The organism is Clostridium sp. MCC353 (assembly GCF_018785315.1).
In the GTDB taxonomy this organism is placed as follows: domain Bacteria; phylum Bacillota; class Clostridia; order Lachnospirales; family Lachnospiraceae; genus CHH4-2.
The window spans coordinates 18,900-34,161 of the sequence record NZ_WQPN01000030.1 but is presented as its reverse complement, the minus strand read 5'-3'; the positions used below and the strand labels follow the sequence as shown (position 1 = coordinate 34,161).

Annotated in this window: 11 protein-coding genes; 1 reads left to right on the top strand and 10 read right to left on the bottom strand. The window is 46.8% G+C overall.

Going from position 1 to position 15,262, the window contains the following annotated elements; genetic code table 11:
* Positions 1-262: 262 nt before the first annotated feature.
* Positions 263-949: a hypothetical protein gene (locus GPL15_RS07585; RefSeq protein ID WP_215697614.1), complete on the top strand. Its 687-nt coding sequence runs from the start codon at positions 263-265 to the stop codon at positions 947-949.
* Here GPL15_RS07585 and GPL15_RS07580 read toward each other — a convergent pair.
* The 10 genes from GPL15_RS07580 to GPL15_RS07535 form a co-directional block, all read right to left on the bottom strand.
* Positions 915-2,603 carry a sugar-binding domain-containing protein gene (locus GPL15_RS07580; protein WP_252198184.1) on the bottom strand — a complete coding sequence of 563 codons (1,689 nt, stop codon included), beginning with the start codon at positions 2,601-2,603 and terminating at the stop codon, positions 915-917. The genes GPL15_RS07585 and GPL15_RS07580 overlap by 35 nt on opposite strands.
* A gap of 119 nt (positions 2,604-2,722) precedes the next feature.
* Positions 2,723-4,228: a glycerol kinase GlpK gene (gene glpK / locus GPL15_RS07575; protein ID WP_215697612.1), complete on the bottom strand. Its 1,506-nt coding sequence runs from the start codon at positions 4,226-4,228 to the stop codon at positions 2,723-2,725.
* A gap of 242 nt (positions 4,229-4,470) precedes the next feature.
* Positions 4,471-5,178, bottom strand: a complete 708-nt coding sequence (locus GPL15_RS07570; protein WP_215697610.1) for a uracil-DNA glycosylase family protein — start codon at positions 5,176-5,178, stop codon at positions 4,471-4,473.
* A gap of 342 nt (positions 5,179-5,520) precedes the next feature.
* Complete coding sequence (clpB, locus tag GPL15_RS07565) at positions 5,521-8,112, bottom strand: ATP-dependent chaperone ClpB (protein ID WP_215697608.1); 2,592 nt, start codon at positions 8,110-8,112, stop codon at positions 5,521-5,523.
* 118 nt (positions 8,113-8,230) lie between these two features.
* Positions 8,231-8,935, bottom strand: coding sequence for a hypothetical protein (locus GPL15_RS07560; RefSeq protein ID WP_215697606.1), 705 nt, complete (start codon positions 8,933-8,935; stop codon positions 8,231-8,233).
* Positions 8,928-10,430, bottom strand: coding sequence for an AAA family ATPase (locus tag GPL15_RS07555; protein WP_215697605.1), 1,503 nt, complete (start codon positions 10,428-10,430; stop codon positions 8,928-8,930). Before GPL15_RS07555 ends, GPL15_RS07560 begins: the two co-directional genes overlap by 8 nt.
* 309 nt (positions 10,431-10,739) lie before the next feature.
* Positions 10,740-12,053 carry an MATE family efflux transporter gene (locus GPL15_RS07550; protein ID WP_215697603.1) on the bottom strand — a complete coding sequence of 438 codons (1,314 nt, stop codon included), beginning with the start codon at positions 12,051-12,053 and terminating at the stop codon, positions 10,740-10,742.
* Positions 12,054-12,068: 15 nt separating this feature from the next.
* The gene (gene srtB, locus GPL15_RS07545) at positions 12,069-13,079 is read right to left on the bottom strand and encodes a class B sortase (protein WP_215697601.1); all 1,011 of its coding nucleotides are present in this window, start codon (positions 13,077-13,079) and stop codon (positions 12,069-12,071) included.
* Between the two features lie 340 nt (positions 13,080-13,419).
* On the bottom strand, positions 13,420-14,652 hold the full coding sequence (locus GPL15_RS07540) for a phenylacetate--CoA ligase (protein ID WP_215697598.1): 1,233 nt from the start codon (positions 14,650-14,652) through the stop codon (positions 13,420-13,422).
* Between the two features lie 9 nt (positions 14,653-14,661).
* The gene (locus tag GPL15_RS07535; protein WP_215697595.1) at positions 14,662-15,255 is read right to left on the bottom strand and encodes an indolepyruvate oxidoreductase subunit beta; all 594 of its coding nucleotides are present in this window, start codon (positions 15,253-15,255) and stop codon (positions 14,662-14,664) included.
* Between the last annotated feature and the right edge of the window lie 7 nt (positions 15,256-15,262).

Genomic DNA, 15,262 nt, shown 5'->3' with positions numbered 1-15,262 from the left:
AAAAGTAATACCCTAAAATATCAAATCGACCTTTTGAAATTTTCTTCAAAAAACACTTGACTTTTTATTAGCAGGCTTTCTTCCTGCTTTTTTCTGTAACCGTTCAGGCAGGTCTGAACTGATGCCTTTTTCTACCATTTTTTTATATTCTGTGATAGAATAAGGTTGTTTTCATTTATAAATAACTGTTTTGCAGGGCGTGCAGATGGCGGAAATGGATTTTCACACGCTCTAAAACCAGACAGCATACGGAGGATATACGATGAGCCCAATACGCCGATTTTTCTCGAATCTCGCTTCTGACAAACAAACCTTGAAATCCCTGAATTTACGACAAAAAATCCGTTTTTGTTACGATTATTACAGGGGGTATTTCTTCCTGTTCCTGGTTCTCTGCCTGATCGCATTCTATGTCGGCGATGTCATCGTCCAAAGCCGCCGGGACATGGTATTACAGGGATTTTTCACAAACGACGATTACAATCTTTTTCCCGCTAAAACCATCGAGAAGGAGGTTTCCTCCTACCTGAATTTAAAGGGAGGGCAGACGGTATCCCTGGAAGATTCCCTCTATGTGGAACTGGGATCCCACAACGAGTACATCACCTCCAGCCAGAGTAAAATCGTGGCCTATATCTCCGCAAAAGAACTGGACTTTCTGGTAACCAGCCAGGAACTTTCCGGCTACTATATGAGCCAGCTTCCCCTCTGTGACTTAGAAACCCTTATGGATGCAGGCCTCTATGATAAACTGAAGGACGATCTGATCTACCAGAAGGACGGCAGCGGCGTCTTAAAAGCCTGCGGCCTGGATCTGTCATCTTCCCGCTATATGAAACAGGCCCCGCCCGAAGCCGCCCCCTATATTCTGCTGGTTCCGTCCACCGCCCCTCATCCCGAAGCGGTAAATGCATTTATCCGTTATTCCTACGGCCTGCCCCTTCCGTAATTTCCCGGATCTTATCCGGATCAAACTTATATTCATGCTCTTCTGTCAAAAGCCCGTTGGTTTCCTGCTGTACGTCGGCAAGCTGCGTATAGCAGAAACCACAGAGCAGTTCGGAATCTCCGATTGCCTTTAAAACTCCCGCGTATTCTTCCAGAAAACCATCTTTTTCCACCTTCGTATATCCCCACCCGTCGCCGCCGCTCAGGGTAATGCCGCCGCATTCGCTTAAAATCACCGGCTCTCCGCCGTAACCGAAGCCCTTGGCATATAAGGGACGGGACATAATTTTATGCAGGGAATCCACATCCTTTAAAGAGGACGCGAAGATTTCCCGGCTCCGCTCGTCCCCGCATCCCCCATGTTTATAGCTGTGGAAGGCGCAGATATCGCTTTCCGTCATTTCCCATCCGTCATTGGAAACGATCAGCCTGGTGCCGTCCAGGGCAGAGGCCATATAATAGAGGGACCTGGCGAAGCTCTGATGCCGTTTATCCTCATAGATACCAGGAACTCCCCAGCTCTCGTTCAGCATATCCCACACGATGATGGAAGGATGGTTATAATCCCTCATGATCACGTCCTGCCACTCCCGCATAAAGGCCGAGGCCCCTTCTTCCGTATAGGCCCAGAAGCTGGACATAGCTCCCCAGACTAAAAAGCCCAGCTTATCGGCCCAGTATAAGAACCTGGGGTCTTCTGCCTTTTCATGCTTCCGGCAGCCGTTAAATCCCATCTTCTTTGCCATCTCAATGTCTTTTTTATAGGCATTGTCATCCGGCGCTGTGATCAGGCTCTCTTTCCAATACCCCTGATCCAGTAAGAGCCGCTGGTACAAAAGGCGGTTGTTGAGCCAGATCTGCCCGTCAATCACCTGGATTTTCCTCATTCCGAAATAGCAGCCCACCCGGTCGGCTAAAACTCCATCCCGTTCCAGGGTCAGCACAGCGTCGTACAGATTGGGTTCCTCCGGCGACCAGTAATTGCCGGTAAAATGAAACGCTCCCGCCATGGCCTTCTTCTGAAATACATCCACGGTCAGACTTCCCTTCTGTTCCGTACATTCCATCTGCCCTTCAAACACAGATTTTCCCTGAAAGGTGATTTCCACCCCCAGGCGGCAGGGCAGAACGCTGCCCTCCCTCAGCCGGTAGTCAATGCGCACCGTCCCCTGGTCCACATCGGGGGTAAAATGGATTTTTACAAAAGATGTTTTCGCCGCCGGTTCCAACCAGACGGTCTGCCAGATACCCGTACTGGGTTTATACCAGATAAAACTGTTCTCCTCTTCCCAAAACTGCTTTCCTCTGGGTATTCCATCTTCATGCACCGGATCTTCACATTCCACCCGGATGCTCTCTTCTTCCCATTCAAGCAGTCCTGTAATGTCCAGGGAAAACGGCGTCTGCCCTCCGGTGTGGCTGCCTGCGAACCGGTCATTGATATAGACGCGGCATTGATAATCGACTGCGCCGAAATTCAAAAGGATCTGCCTTCCCTTCCAGGTTTTCGGAACCGCAAATTTCCGTCTGTATACAACCCGGTCCTCTCTGATTCTCTCGTCAATACCGCTGGCCTCGCACTGGCACACGAAGGGAACCTGTATGGTTGTATCTCCCCCTTCATAAGAGAAGTCCCAGGGCCCGTTAAGGCTCATCCAGTCTTCCCGGACAAAATCAGGGCGCGGATATTCTGGGCGCGGATTTTGGACACAGGGATGTTCCGAGCGGGGATATTCCGAGTTGAGACATTCCTGGCTCAGACGTTCCCGGCTCATCATACATCCTCCTCGTCTTCTGCCCAGGCCAGGGCGCATTTCACTGCCTTTTTCCAGCCCTTAATCAGCGTTCTCCTATATTCCGCATCGATCTTGGCCGCAAATCTGCGGTTGATCTGCCAGTTTTTCTTAATCTCCTCTTTGTCCTTCCAGTATCCCACCTGCATTCCCGCCAGATAGGCCGCTCCCAGGGCTGTTGTTTCAATACACTGGGGCCTGGACACCATGGTATCGATTAAATCGGCCTGGAACTGCATCAGGAAATCATTGGCGCTGGCGCCTCCGTCCACTTTCAATTCCGTGAGTTTAATTCCTGCGTCCTTCTGCATGGCCTCTAAAAGATCGGAAACCTGATAAGCCAGGGATTCCACCGTGGCCCTGACAAAATGCTCTTTACTGGTTCCCCTGGTCACGCCCACGATCATTCCCCTGGCGTACTGGTTCCAGTAAGGGGCTCCCAGACCGGCAAACGCGGGAACCACATATACGCCGCCCGTGTCCTCCACAGCCGTACAATACTCTTCCGACTGAGGGGCCGATCTCAGCATCCTCAGCTCATCCCTCAGCCACTGGATAGCCGCTCCCGCCACAAACACGCTTCCTTCCAGGGCGTATTCCACTTCATCACCGCAGGAAGCCGCAATGGTGGTCAGCAGGCCGTGTTCTGAATTGACCGCCTTGGTTCCGGTGTTCATCAGCATAAAACAGCCGGTTCCATATGTATTCTTAACGTCTCCCGGATGGAAACAGCACTGCCCGAATAATGCGGCCTGCTGGTCCCCCGCCGCGCCTGCTATGGGAATCTCTCCCCCCAGCACTTCCGGGGAAGTATAGCCATAGATACAACTGGAGGGCTTCACCTCCGGCAGCATACAGGCCGGAATCTTAAAATAATCCAAAAGCTCCTGATCCCAGCAGAGTTTCCTGATATCAAACAACATGGTGCGGGACGCATTGGTATAATCCGTCACGTGGACCGCCCCTTTGGTCAGATTCCAGATCAGCCAGGTATCCACGGTTCCAAACAGCAGTTCCCCCTGTTCCGCCCGTTTTCTGGCATCGGGAACATGATCCAGAATCCAGGCGATCTTGCTGCCGGAAAAATAGGCGTCTGGGATCAGGCCTGTCTTTTGGCGGACCATTTCTTCCAGCCCGTCTTCCTTCAGTTTGTCGATCATGCCCGCAGTTCTCCTGCACTGCCAGACAATGGCATTATAAATGGGCTGGCCGGTCATTTTATCCCATACGATTGTGGTCTCCCTCTGGTTGGTAATGCCGATGGCGGCGATGTCGCCCGCATGAGCGCCCTTTAAGCTCATGGCCTCGGTCAATACGCTGAGCTGGGAAGACCAGATTTCCATGGGATCGTGCTCCACCCATCCCGGCTGCGGATAAATCTGTGTAAATTCCTTCTGAGCGGTGCTGCAGATTTCCCCTTCTTTGTCAAATAAAATACATCTTGAGCTGGTCGTTCCCTGATCCAGTGCGATTACGTAATCCCCCATATGTCACTTTACTCCTTCCCTTTGTATTTTAAAATTGTCATCTAAAATGAGACGGCATTTTCAGCCAAATACGAAAAAAGAGCATGGAGGATCTGCAATTTTACAAAATCCTCCTCACTCTTCATTCTCTAAGGCATTTTTTCTACTTTTATGCTATCATTTAGGGAATTTTCTGTCAAGTATTACTGTCTATGAAAGAAATACTTCCTTATCTCCGCCATTAAATCTGAATGGAGCCGTATTCATATGCATAAAGCTTTGATATATTTTTCAATGAATTGATCCTTTTGTTTTGAATTGTACTGCATGATGAACCGCGGGTGCTCTAATGGTATGATGTTGTCAAAAAATTTATGCTCCGCATTAATTTTTGTCAGGAAATCAAAATTCTTCCCGCTCCCGATGCAGTAACATACCGAAGTATCTATCCCAAACTCTATCTGGCTCCGTATGGATCTTATGATAAAAGGCTTCAGAATTTCCTGCAGCCTATGGATTTCATAGTAATTGCAATTGACTTCGGAGCCATTTGAATTGATCCTGGACAGACCGAGGGGACATACAAAATTCATATAAAAGTCCGTATAAAATTTCCTGAATCCCCCGTATTCCCTGATTACATCATAGATAAATCCCGATGAAGGCTGGTTAATATAAAATTTGTCGATATAAATTCCCGTTTCATTGAAAAGATGCCCTGCTTCCACAAATGGAACGCCTGTTGCAGATGAACCGCGGCGCGCCGGTGTACTTCCAAGAATCATGCGGCGGGGATTGGTATCATTATAGTATTTTTGATAGAACGCCGACGCTGCTTTTATAACCTGGTCTTTCTGAGCGCCATTATACGGATTCATCACCTTCACTCCGGCAGGCAGATCAAAGGATTCATCCGAAAGCTTAGAATTAAATCGCATAATTTGTTCGGCGAAAGTCATTTTTTTATTCATATATCTCCTCCATACCGCAGCTTTTACGCAGATATTGCATTACACTTGTCCTCTCAGACATCCGTTGGTTTTTCAGCGTCTTCTCTGGAGGCGGATACATCAGGCGTATTTTGATTCTGCATGACAGGCCTGTCAAAGGCTGATATTATTATCATAAGTGCTTATGGAAAAATAATCAATCCACATACTGATAAACGTTTGTCTTTAGAAAATGGAAGAAACCGGTATGAAGCTGATCCGAAATAAATATTCATAAAACAAAAGGGAACCGGCGGGACATTTTTACTCCCCACCGGTTCCCCATTATTCATTTCCTTTTCAATAAGGTTCTCACCCCAACATTTACTCCGCGTAAGCGATCAACTGCTCCCCATCCTGGGAAACATCAATCACAATTGTATTCCCCGTATGCACTCCATCGCCCAGAATCAGCTTAGCCGCCAGAGTTTCCACGTGTTTCTGCAGATACCGTTTCAGCGGCCTTGCCCCGTAAACCGGATCGTAACCCCGTTCACATACAAATTCCTTCGCCTCATCCGTCAGGGAAATGGACAGTTCCTTATCGGCCAGACGTTTATTTACATCCGCAATCAGCAGGTTCACAATGCCGCCGATATTGGCTTTTGTAAGCGGTTTAAACAGGATCGTCTCATCCAGACGGTTTAAAAACTCCGGCCTGAAATGGGCCCGCAGGTCGTTCATAACCATGGTTTCTGCTTCCGGCCGGATTCTGCCGTCTTCATCAATGCCTTCCAGCAGGTACTGGGAGCCGATGTTGGATGTCATGATGAGGATGGTATTTTTAAAGTCCACCGTCTTTCCGGTAGAATCTGTGATACGCCCGTCATCCAGCACCTGAAGCAGCACATTGAATACATCCGGATGCGCCTTTTCCACCTCATCGAACAATACCACCGAATATGGCTTTCTGCGCACCGCTTCTGTCAGCTGGCCGCCTTCATCATATCCCACATATCCTGGCGGAGCTCCGATCAGACGGGATACGGAATGCTTCTCCATGTATTCGCTCATATCGATCCGCACCATATTGGATTCATCATCAAACAGGCATTCCGCCAAAGCTTTCGCCAGTTCCGTCTTACCTACGCCGGTAGGCCCTAAGAACAGGAAGGAACCGATTGGCTTGCTGGGGTCTTTGATTCCGGCCTTGGAACGGATAATGGCTTCGGTCACCTTTTCCACGCCTTCGTCCTGTCCCACCACACGTTTGTGCAGCTCTTCGTCCAGATGAAGGGTTTTGCTCTTCTCCCCTTCCGTCAGTTTGGATACCGGAATGTTGGTCCATTTGGATACGATTCTGGCGATCTCTTCATCGGTTACACTTTCGTGTACCAGGCTCATATCCTGGTTTCTCACCTTTTCCTCTTCCTCCGCAAGCTGTTTCTGAAGCGCAGGAAGTCTGCCGTACTGAAGTTCTGCCGCCTTATTCAGATCATACTGCTGCTGTGCTTCCTGAATCTGACGGTTCATATTCTCAATCTCTTCACGCAGGGACGACAACCGGTCTACGGAAGCCTTTTCATTCTCCCACTGGGCCTTTTGTCCGGCAAATTCATCATGGAGTTCCGCCAGTTCCTGCTGAAGGGCAGCCAGACGCTCTTTGCTCAGGTTATCCGTTTCCTTTTTCAGAGCCGCTTCTTCGATTTCCATCTGCATGATCTTTCTGGACAGTTCATCCAGTTCGGTGGGCATGGAATCCAGTTCCGTCTTAATCAGAGCGCAGGCCTCGTCCACCAGGTCAATGGCCTTATCAGGCAGGAAACGGTCCGTAATATAGCGGTCGGAAAGCATGGCCGCCGATACCAGGGCGGAATCCGTAATCTTAACACCGTGGTAAACTTCATAGCGCTCTTTCAATCCCCGAAGGATGGAAATGGTATCCTCCACCGTGGGCTGATCTACTAAAACAGGCTGGAAACGGCGTTCCAGGGCCGCATCCTTTTCGATATATTTTCTGTACTCATCTAATGTAGTAGCGCCGATGCAGTGAAGCTCGCCCCTGGCCAGCATGGGCTTTAACATATTGCCCGCGTCCATGGAGCCCTCTGTTTTTCCAGCTCCTACAATGGTGTGAAGCTCGTCGATGAACAGGATGATCCGCCCTTCGCTCTTCTTCACTTCTTCCAAAACCGCTTTCAAACGCTCTTCAAATTCGCCCCGGTACTTGGCGCCCGCCACCAGCGAACCCATATCCAGCGCAAACAGTTTCTTATCCTTCAGGCCTTCCGGCACATCGCCGCGCACAATACGCTGCGCCAGCCCCTCTACAACCGCAGTTTTACCAACGCCCGGCTCACCGATCAGGACAGGGTTATTCTTCGTTTTCCTGGACAGGATGCGGACCACATTCCTGATCTCGCTGTCACGGCCGATTACAGGATCCAGTTTCTGGTCCCTGGCCCGTTCCACCAGGTCATATCCGTATTTTTCCAGGGTATCATAGGTGGCTTCCGGGTTATCGCTGACCACTCTCTGGTTCCCCCTTACAGTTGATAATGCTTGTAAAAATGTTTCTTTTGTGATCTGATACCGGCGGAAAAGTTCCTTCATATTCCGGTCCGGCTGTTTTAACAGGGACAGAAACAGGTGTTCCACGGAGACATATTCATCCCCCATGGCCTTTGCCTCGTCCTCTGCGTTGATCAATACCTTATTCAGATCATTGCTGATATAGAGCTGTCCGCCGCCGCTCACCTTGGGCAGACGTTCTACCATCTGTTCCGCCTCATTGATAAACATCTCTTTCTGTATGTTCATCTTGGTCATCAGCTTTAAGATCAGGCTGTCTTCTATTGTCAGCAGGCTGTACAGCAGGTGCTCTTGTTCAATCTGCTGGTTGCCGTGCTCATATGCCAGCTTTTCACAGTTTTGGACTGCTTCCATTGATTTTTGTGTGAATTTATTAATGTTCATAATACTTACCTCCTGTCGGTAATATGAATAACTTCCATCTGTTATAGTCGTACTATAACACATGATATTAGCACTGTCAAGAGGAGAGTGCTAATATTTATAAAAACTTATATTAGGGTCACAATAAAATATCAATCGGATTCTTATCAAAATAAATGTTCAGGTTTGTATGCCGTTCTAATGAATGCCGTCCTTCTTTTATGTATCGCCATGACTGCGGATAAGAAAGCGGCACTCCGTTTACAACCTCCTCTTTAAGAAATTCAACGAAGGCTTTTGGGGCATCTTTGAACGTCGAATAAAATTCATCTGCATACTCCTGCTTTAGATCATCAGACAAATTCTGCTCATTATATAATGCATGGTCAAGATTACACGACATAAAATATTTATCATACGTAATTCCTTTTATATCCTGAACATTTAATAGATGATTCATAATTTCACTTTTTCTTTTATTTCTATCAGCAACCCTTTGGGGATATTTGCACTTGATAGAAAATAAAGTATATTCAAATTTTGTATCCTCACCGATTTCAATATATTTATTTTCTATAAATGTCCCATCCGTATCGAAGATTTGAACAATTTGAAGTATATCTCTTTTGGATAATTTCTTATCATCCATGAATTTCTTCACAATTTTATATATTTTATCTTCGACATTTTGAACGGTTATTGTTTCATCGCTGGTAATGTCTCCATCTGTCACTTCAAAATTGATCTCTTTAAATTTATACAGCTTCTGAAATATTTTCTTCAAAGCAGTTCTATCAGAAATACCCTCCACGATGAATAGAACCGTAGGTCTTGATCTAGCCATCAATATTCCTCTTTTCTTCCTTAATCTTTTGTAAAGTCTTTTCCGAAAAGTGCAGATTTACCGGCCTTTTACCAGGATTTCCTGCTTTTCTGAACGCATAACTCATGGAATCCAGTTCTTCATCGTCATATAACTCCTCTTTTTGTCCACCGATTGTTATGGATCTGATATAAAAATCCCGATTATTGTTATTTGCACCGACCCCTGACAAAGTAATGTATCGATTATCCGGGTTCGTTGTAGAACAAACAATGTTTTTATAGTCCAGTTTTTCCAATGCCCGAAGATTATGAGACGTAAAAATTAACTGTCCTTTCATTTCTTTTTTCAGCACGCCCAGAAGTTCCCCTAATAGGTACTCAAATATACCGGAATCCAATTCATCAACGACCAGACATACGGACGGCTGATTATACGCGGATATCAGATAACTTAATAAGGATATAATTCTTTTAATTCCTTCTGATTCAAATTTTGTTAAAAATCGGCGGCCGCTTCTCTTTGAATAAACTTCCACTTGGACAAATTTTTTTCCATCTTCTTTTTCCACTTCCATTTTTTTCTCTAATTCGATCTGCAAATCCGGAATAATAGACCGGATTGCTATATTGATCGATTGTATTGTAGATACAAACAGATCATATATCGCCAGCGGAATTTCTCCCTGTCCATTGGTAAACAGCGGGATGCAGCCCTGAATAATAGCCGTTTCTGTTTCATAATGCATATTTAAAGGTATCAGTCTGTTCTTATTAATATCTCCTAACTGGCTTACTTTGATCACATGGAAATATGTGTTGGCAAAATAATTCAATCCATCCAGCACGTCGTAAAGAGCTCTGCACTCTCCGTTAGTCCAGTTTTCCGCCGTTCCCTGAGCTTTTAATGTTGCAATTACTTTATTATTAAACCAAACGGAATGATGCCCCTGTGCGCTGACAGCTGCAAGTACAGACATCGAATGAAGGAGTTTAATATCTTTTAAATATTCCATATGTTTGGACTGGACAGACAAATCAGCGTCAACAAGCAAATTGTCTTGACCGTAATAAGGATTTTTAAAGTAGATATCCCTTTCTGATTTCCAGGAACTTCCCCGTGTCCAATAAGTAAGGTTCTCTTCCGTGATCTCTATTTTTTCATCATTTTTATTAGGACATAAAGTCGCCTCGTACTTTACCCGGTATTTTACCTCTTCTTTTTCAAGCAAAAACCATGTGGTCAGATGCGTCCCCTTCTCTTCTGGGATAATTCCTGCATATTTATCATAGGATATTTCTTTTCCGCGAAGAATATATTTCAAAATATCCAGAGATTCTATTAACGCTGTTTTCCCCGAACCATTCTGTCCATATATTCCTATTATATCCTTTTTCTGAATTTCGCCGTATTTCTGTACACTGCCGTAATTCATGTATTTGACTTCACCATATTTTATATTTTTAAAATTCCGGAGTTCTGATTTTATAATTCTAACTATATATGCTTCTTTCATAAAATCTCCTTTTTTAATATTCACTGCATGTTTTTCATCGTTCATTGTTATTCTATTTTAACACAAATCGTACATTTTGTATAGTTTGAAATATCTCATTATGGGGATTGACTTTTTATAGGCAGCATTTTTATAAGTAGCATTTTTTACATCAGGTGCTTCTTGATCGGCTTTTTCGGTCAAGTCTGAACTGTTACATTTATATTTATTACACCATTTGCAGAAAATTAGACATCATCAGCCCGACATGTCCAAAACAAAAATGCTGCAGAACCTAATTTTTAAGTTCTACAGCATCTAATGAAATTCTCACCCCCTAATCCCCTTCGACCTCCTAAACCTCCACACAAACAAAATCACTCTCGCCACCCAGTCAATAAACATCCCATACCAAACGCCCATAATTCCAATTCCCATCACCTTCACAAACAGGTATGCAAACCCGATCCTGAATATCCACATGGACAGAACGGACACCATCATGGTGAAGGACGCGTCATTGCTGGCCCTCAGGTAATACGGTATGATAAATGACAGCGGCCACAAAATCATAGCCAGGCTGTGGGCGGTAATCATCTGGCTGGCCGCTTCCGAAGCCGCAGGCGACAAGTTGTAAAGCCCCACCATCTGATGTCTTCCCAAGATCATCAGCGTACAGATAACCGCCAATATCCCGTAATCCAGCAAAACCAGCTTCTTTGTGTACGCTTTCGCCTCTTCAATCCTCCCGGCCCCCACGCACTGTCCCACAATGGTGATCAGTCCCAGCCCCAGCGCATTGCCCGGCAGGTACTCCAGGGTGACTAAGTTGCTGGACACCGCAAAGCTTGCAATGGCCGCTGTGCCCAGAGAGGAAACCAGGCTTTGAAGAGTGATCTTGCCAAACTGGAACATGCTGTTTTCCAAACCATTTGGGATTCCGATCTGCAGGATCTTTTTAATCATGCCGCCGTCAAATTTAAGCTCCTTAAAACTTCTGATCCTAATGATATTATCCGGGTTCTGTATCAGGAAGAACATCAGCATGGCCGCAACGATCCTGGAAACCAACGTGGGGATTCCGACGCCTTCCACTCCCATATGGAGGCCATAGATACAGACCGCATTACCTGTAATATTAATCATGTTCATCACAATGGACGCCATCATGGAGACTTTGGAATTTCCCATAGAACGAAACAGGGCCGCACAGGCGTTATAAAGGGCCAGAAATGGATAGGAAAGGGCTGAAAGGAAGAAATACTTCATCGCATCCCTCATAACCGCATCTTCCACATTGCCGAATATCACCCTCAACAAATGCTTGTTTCCTATGAGAGCCGCGGCTGTGATCACCAGGGACACCAGCAGTGTGATTAAAACCAGCTGTCCAGCCGATTTGCACGCCTGTTCCGGCCTCTTTTTTCCCAGATACTGGGCCGATACCACCGCTCCGCCCGTAGCCAGGGCGGCCAAAAGCTGAATGATCAGCACACTGATGGAATCCACCAGGGAAACGCCGGAAACGGCTGTCTCACCGACAGCCGCCACCATTACAACATCCACCATGCCTACCAGCACAGCTAATATCTGCTCCACAACCAGAGGAGCTAATAATTTTATCAAATCTTTTCTTGAAAACATATTCTGCCTGTCCTTTTAATCCGCCTTGCTTTCGGCAGATTTCTCTGTCGGTATCTTTTCTGCCTGCGTCTTCTCCACAAACGTTTCGCTTTCCGCCGCCTTACCTTTCGACGATATACTGTTTTCCGCCGCTGCCTTACCTTCCGACGATATACCGCTTTCCGCCTGTTTGCTCTCCGCTGCAGGAGATTCTAAAAATCCCCCCTGCGGATCTTCCGATTCGATCACATTGCCGTCTTCATCCACTTCAACCGCGAACAAAAAGGTTCTCGCATCGTCCACTTCATAGCTGCAGGTAACCAGAATATACAGGGAATCGATGTCCACGTCAGGAATCTGGGCATAACTGCAGGGAGCCAGCATTTCATGGATAAACGCATTATAAGATTCCCTGGTTTTAAACCTGGTCTTTCTCACTATTGGCTGTGCCTTATCATAATAGGAAGATACCGCTTTTAAATGTATGGTTCTCTCAGGAGTATATATCTCAAAATATTGATGTGCTTCAAAATACTCCTTATCCTTATATTTCACCACATCCTTAAACATGGTGCCATTTTTCATATGGTGCCCGTAAATGATATTATTCCTTCCGCCAAAATCCGTATCGCTGTCCATATCCAGATAAATGGCCCCCGCCTGGCTGCTGTTTCCTTCAAAGTCGGTATGAAGGTAGGTGTCGTTGTCCCCTTCCTTCCACACAATCGGATAATCCACATTAGTATCCGGAATCTTGATCCAGCCTACCGTGTCCGGGTTGATGGCCAAAAGCGCGTCAAAATCAATGGGTGACACATAGGCCGTAGTTTCCTCCGTCTCCGGTTCGGTTTCCTCTGTCTCTTCCGGTGTGGTAACCGCTTCTGTGGTCTGTACCAGTGAGGCCAGGCTTTCATAATTGTCCTCAGTTTTCTTTCCGTCCAGATACTCTTTCAAAATACCGGCACAGCTGACGATGATGATCACAACCAAAACGCCCACAATGATCCGGTGTATCCAGGTATTCCCTCTTTTTTTCTTATTTTCCATAAATGCTCCTCATAGTGCTGTTTACTATTCGCGGTGCTGTTTATCCGTTTTATCTGCCGGCACAGCTTCCCCGCCGACATGGCTTCCCCGCCGATGCGTTTTTCCTACCAACACAGATTTCCCGCTGGCACACATTCCCCGCCGACGCGTTTTTCCCACGAACACAGATTTCCCGCCGGCACACATTCCCCGCCGGCACGTTTTTCCCACGAACACAGATTTCCCGCCGGCACACATTCCCCGCCGGCACGCTTTTCCAATCAAAAAATCCGCCTGGAAAACCTATTTCTTTTCGCCAAAAATTCTCCCCCGGAATCCCGGGGAAGAATTCATAAAAACTCTAATATCTGTTGTCAAATACTCTGGTTGATTTTTTCTCGCTTCTTGGCAGTTCACCGATTTCCACCAGCTTCACAACCGGCGTCAGGCCGATCTTATACTTAAACTGTTCTGCGATCTCACGTTCCAGAAGATAATGGTTGGTTCCCGGATTGGCTTCTACAAACAAGGTCAGAATATCCTTTCCGTACAGGTGGTCAACCATAACCTGGTATTCGCTGGAAGCGCCTTCAATGGCCTGAAGCATTTCCTCAATCTGGCTCGGGAAAATGTTCACGCCCTTCACCTTCAGCATATCGTCTGTCCGGCCGATCAGCGTATCAATTCTCGGATATGGGGAACCGCATGGACATTCACCCGGCATAATTCTGGAAAGGTCATGGGTTCTGTAGCGGATTAAAGGAGCGCCTTCCTTCTTCAATGTGGTGATAACGATCTCACCCACCTCTCCGTCAGGAAGCACCTGGCCCGTTTTAGGATCCACAATCTCTATGTACACATAATCATCCCAGTAATGCATTCCGCATTCACTGTCGCAGCTGATGGCAATTCCAGGCCCGTATACTTCGGTCAGCCCGTAAATGTCATACAGGGAAACTCCCAGCTCATGAGCGATGCGGGCCCGCATCTTCTCGCCCCATCTCTCAGATCCGATGATTCCTTTTTTCAAATGGATTTTGTCTCCAATTCCCCTCTTATCAATCTCTTCTGCCAAAAGAAGGGCATAGGAAGACGTTGCGCAGAGCACGGTGGATTCCATATCCATCATCATGCGGAGCTGTTTGTCCGTATTGCCCGGTCCCATGGGAATTACCATGGCGCCTAATTTCTCAGCGCCGTTCTGGAAACCGATTCCAGCCGTCCACAGCCCGTATCCAGGGGTAATCTGCACACGGTCCCTGTTGGTAACACCCGCCATCTCATAACAGCGCGCAAACATCACCGCCCAGTCATCTACATCCTTCTGGGTATAGGGTATGATCACAGGGATTCCCGTGGTACCTGAAGAAGAATGGATTCTGACAATCTCTTCCTCCGGCACTGCCATCAGCCCAAGGGGATAAGCTTCCCTTAAATCGCCTTTCCAGGTAAATGGAAGCTTTTCGAAATCTTCCTGGGACTGGATGGAATCCACGTCAATGCCTTCCATTTTCTTCTGGTAAAAACAGTCCTTGCTCTTCAATTTTCTCAACTGTTCCTTGATAATAAGGAACTGGGATTCATTCATTTTCATGTGGTTACCTCACCGTTTCATATTTGACACGCTGGCCGCTCCCAGTTTCAGCGCCTTGCGGTTCATGTCTTTTAATTTATCTGGAACACGGCTCATCACCGCGTTTTCCATCTCTTCCGTTGTAATTCCCAGCATTCCCCCTGCTGCCGCAGCACCTAACAACGCCACATTCAGCACCTTTGGAGAGCCGCATTCTTCACAAATGGACTTGCCGTCCACCAAAATCAAGGAAGGAACATTCTCTTTCAGATATTCCACCGCTTTTGCTCCTGAATATCCGCCGATTCCAAGGGAAGCGGTAACCGGTAAAATAGCATCCGGGCACACGATCATGCTGCCCCCTTCCTTCAGATAAGGGATCGTCCTCATGGCCTCTCCCGGTTCAAATCCCATGATCAGGTCTGCCTGGCCTAAAGGGATCAACGGGCTGTAAATCTCCTGGCCGAACCTGACATGGCTGACCACGCTTCCGCCCCTCTGGGCCATGCCGATGGTCTCCGCGCTTCTGGCTTTCATCCCCTTTTCCATCGCCGCCTGAGCGATCAGTTTGGATGCAAGAACAGTACCCTGGCCGCCTACGCCGCATAATAAGATATTCTTCATCTGTCCT

Excerpts from the sequence above, each read along its gene's own strand:
- GPL15_RS07535 (WP_215697595.1), bottom strand. The coding sequence starts at position 15,255 with ATGAAGAATATCTTATTATGCGGCGTAGGCGGCCAGGGTACTGTTCTT.
- GPL15_RS07580 (WP_252198184.1), bottom strand. The coding sequence starts at position 2,603 with ATGAGCCTTAACGGGCCCTGGGACTTCTCTTATGAAGGGGGAGATACA.
- GPL15_RS07585 (WP_215697614.1), top strand. The coding sequence starts at position 263 with ATGAGCCCAATACGCCGATTTTTCTCGAATCTCGCTTCTGACAAACAA.
- srtB (WP_215697601.1), bottom strand. The coding sequence starts at position 13,079 with ATGGAAAATAAGAAAAAAAGAGGGAATACCTGGATACACCGGATCATT.
- GPL15_RS07550 (WP_215697603.1), bottom strand. The coding sequence starts at position 12,053 with ATGTTTTCAAGAAAAGATTTGATAAAATTATTAGCTCCTCTGGTTGTG.
- GPL15_RS07555 (WP_215697605.1), bottom strand. The coding sequence starts at position 10,430 with ATGAAAGAAGCATATATAGTTAGAATTATAAAATCAGAACTCCGGAAT.
- clpB (WP_215697608.1), bottom strand. The coding sequence starts at position 8,112 with ATGAACATTAATAAATTCACACAAAAATCAATGGAAGCAGTCCAAAAC.
- GPL15_RS07570 (WP_215697610.1), bottom strand. The coding sequence starts at position 5,178 with ATGAATAAAAAAATGACTTTCGCCGAACAAATTATGCGATTTAATTCT.
- GPL15_RS07560 (WP_215697606.1), bottom strand. The coding sequence starts at position 8,935 with ATGGCTAGATCAAGACCTACGGTTCTATTCATCGTGGAGGGTATTTCT.
- glpK (WP_215697612.1), bottom strand. The coding sequence starts at position 4,228 with ATGGGGGATTACGTAATCGCACTGGATCAGGGAACGACCAGCTCAAGA.
- GPL15_RS07540 (WP_215697598.1), bottom strand. The coding sequence starts at position 14,652 with ATGAAAATGAATGAATCCCAGTTCCTTATTATCAAGGAACAGTTGAGA.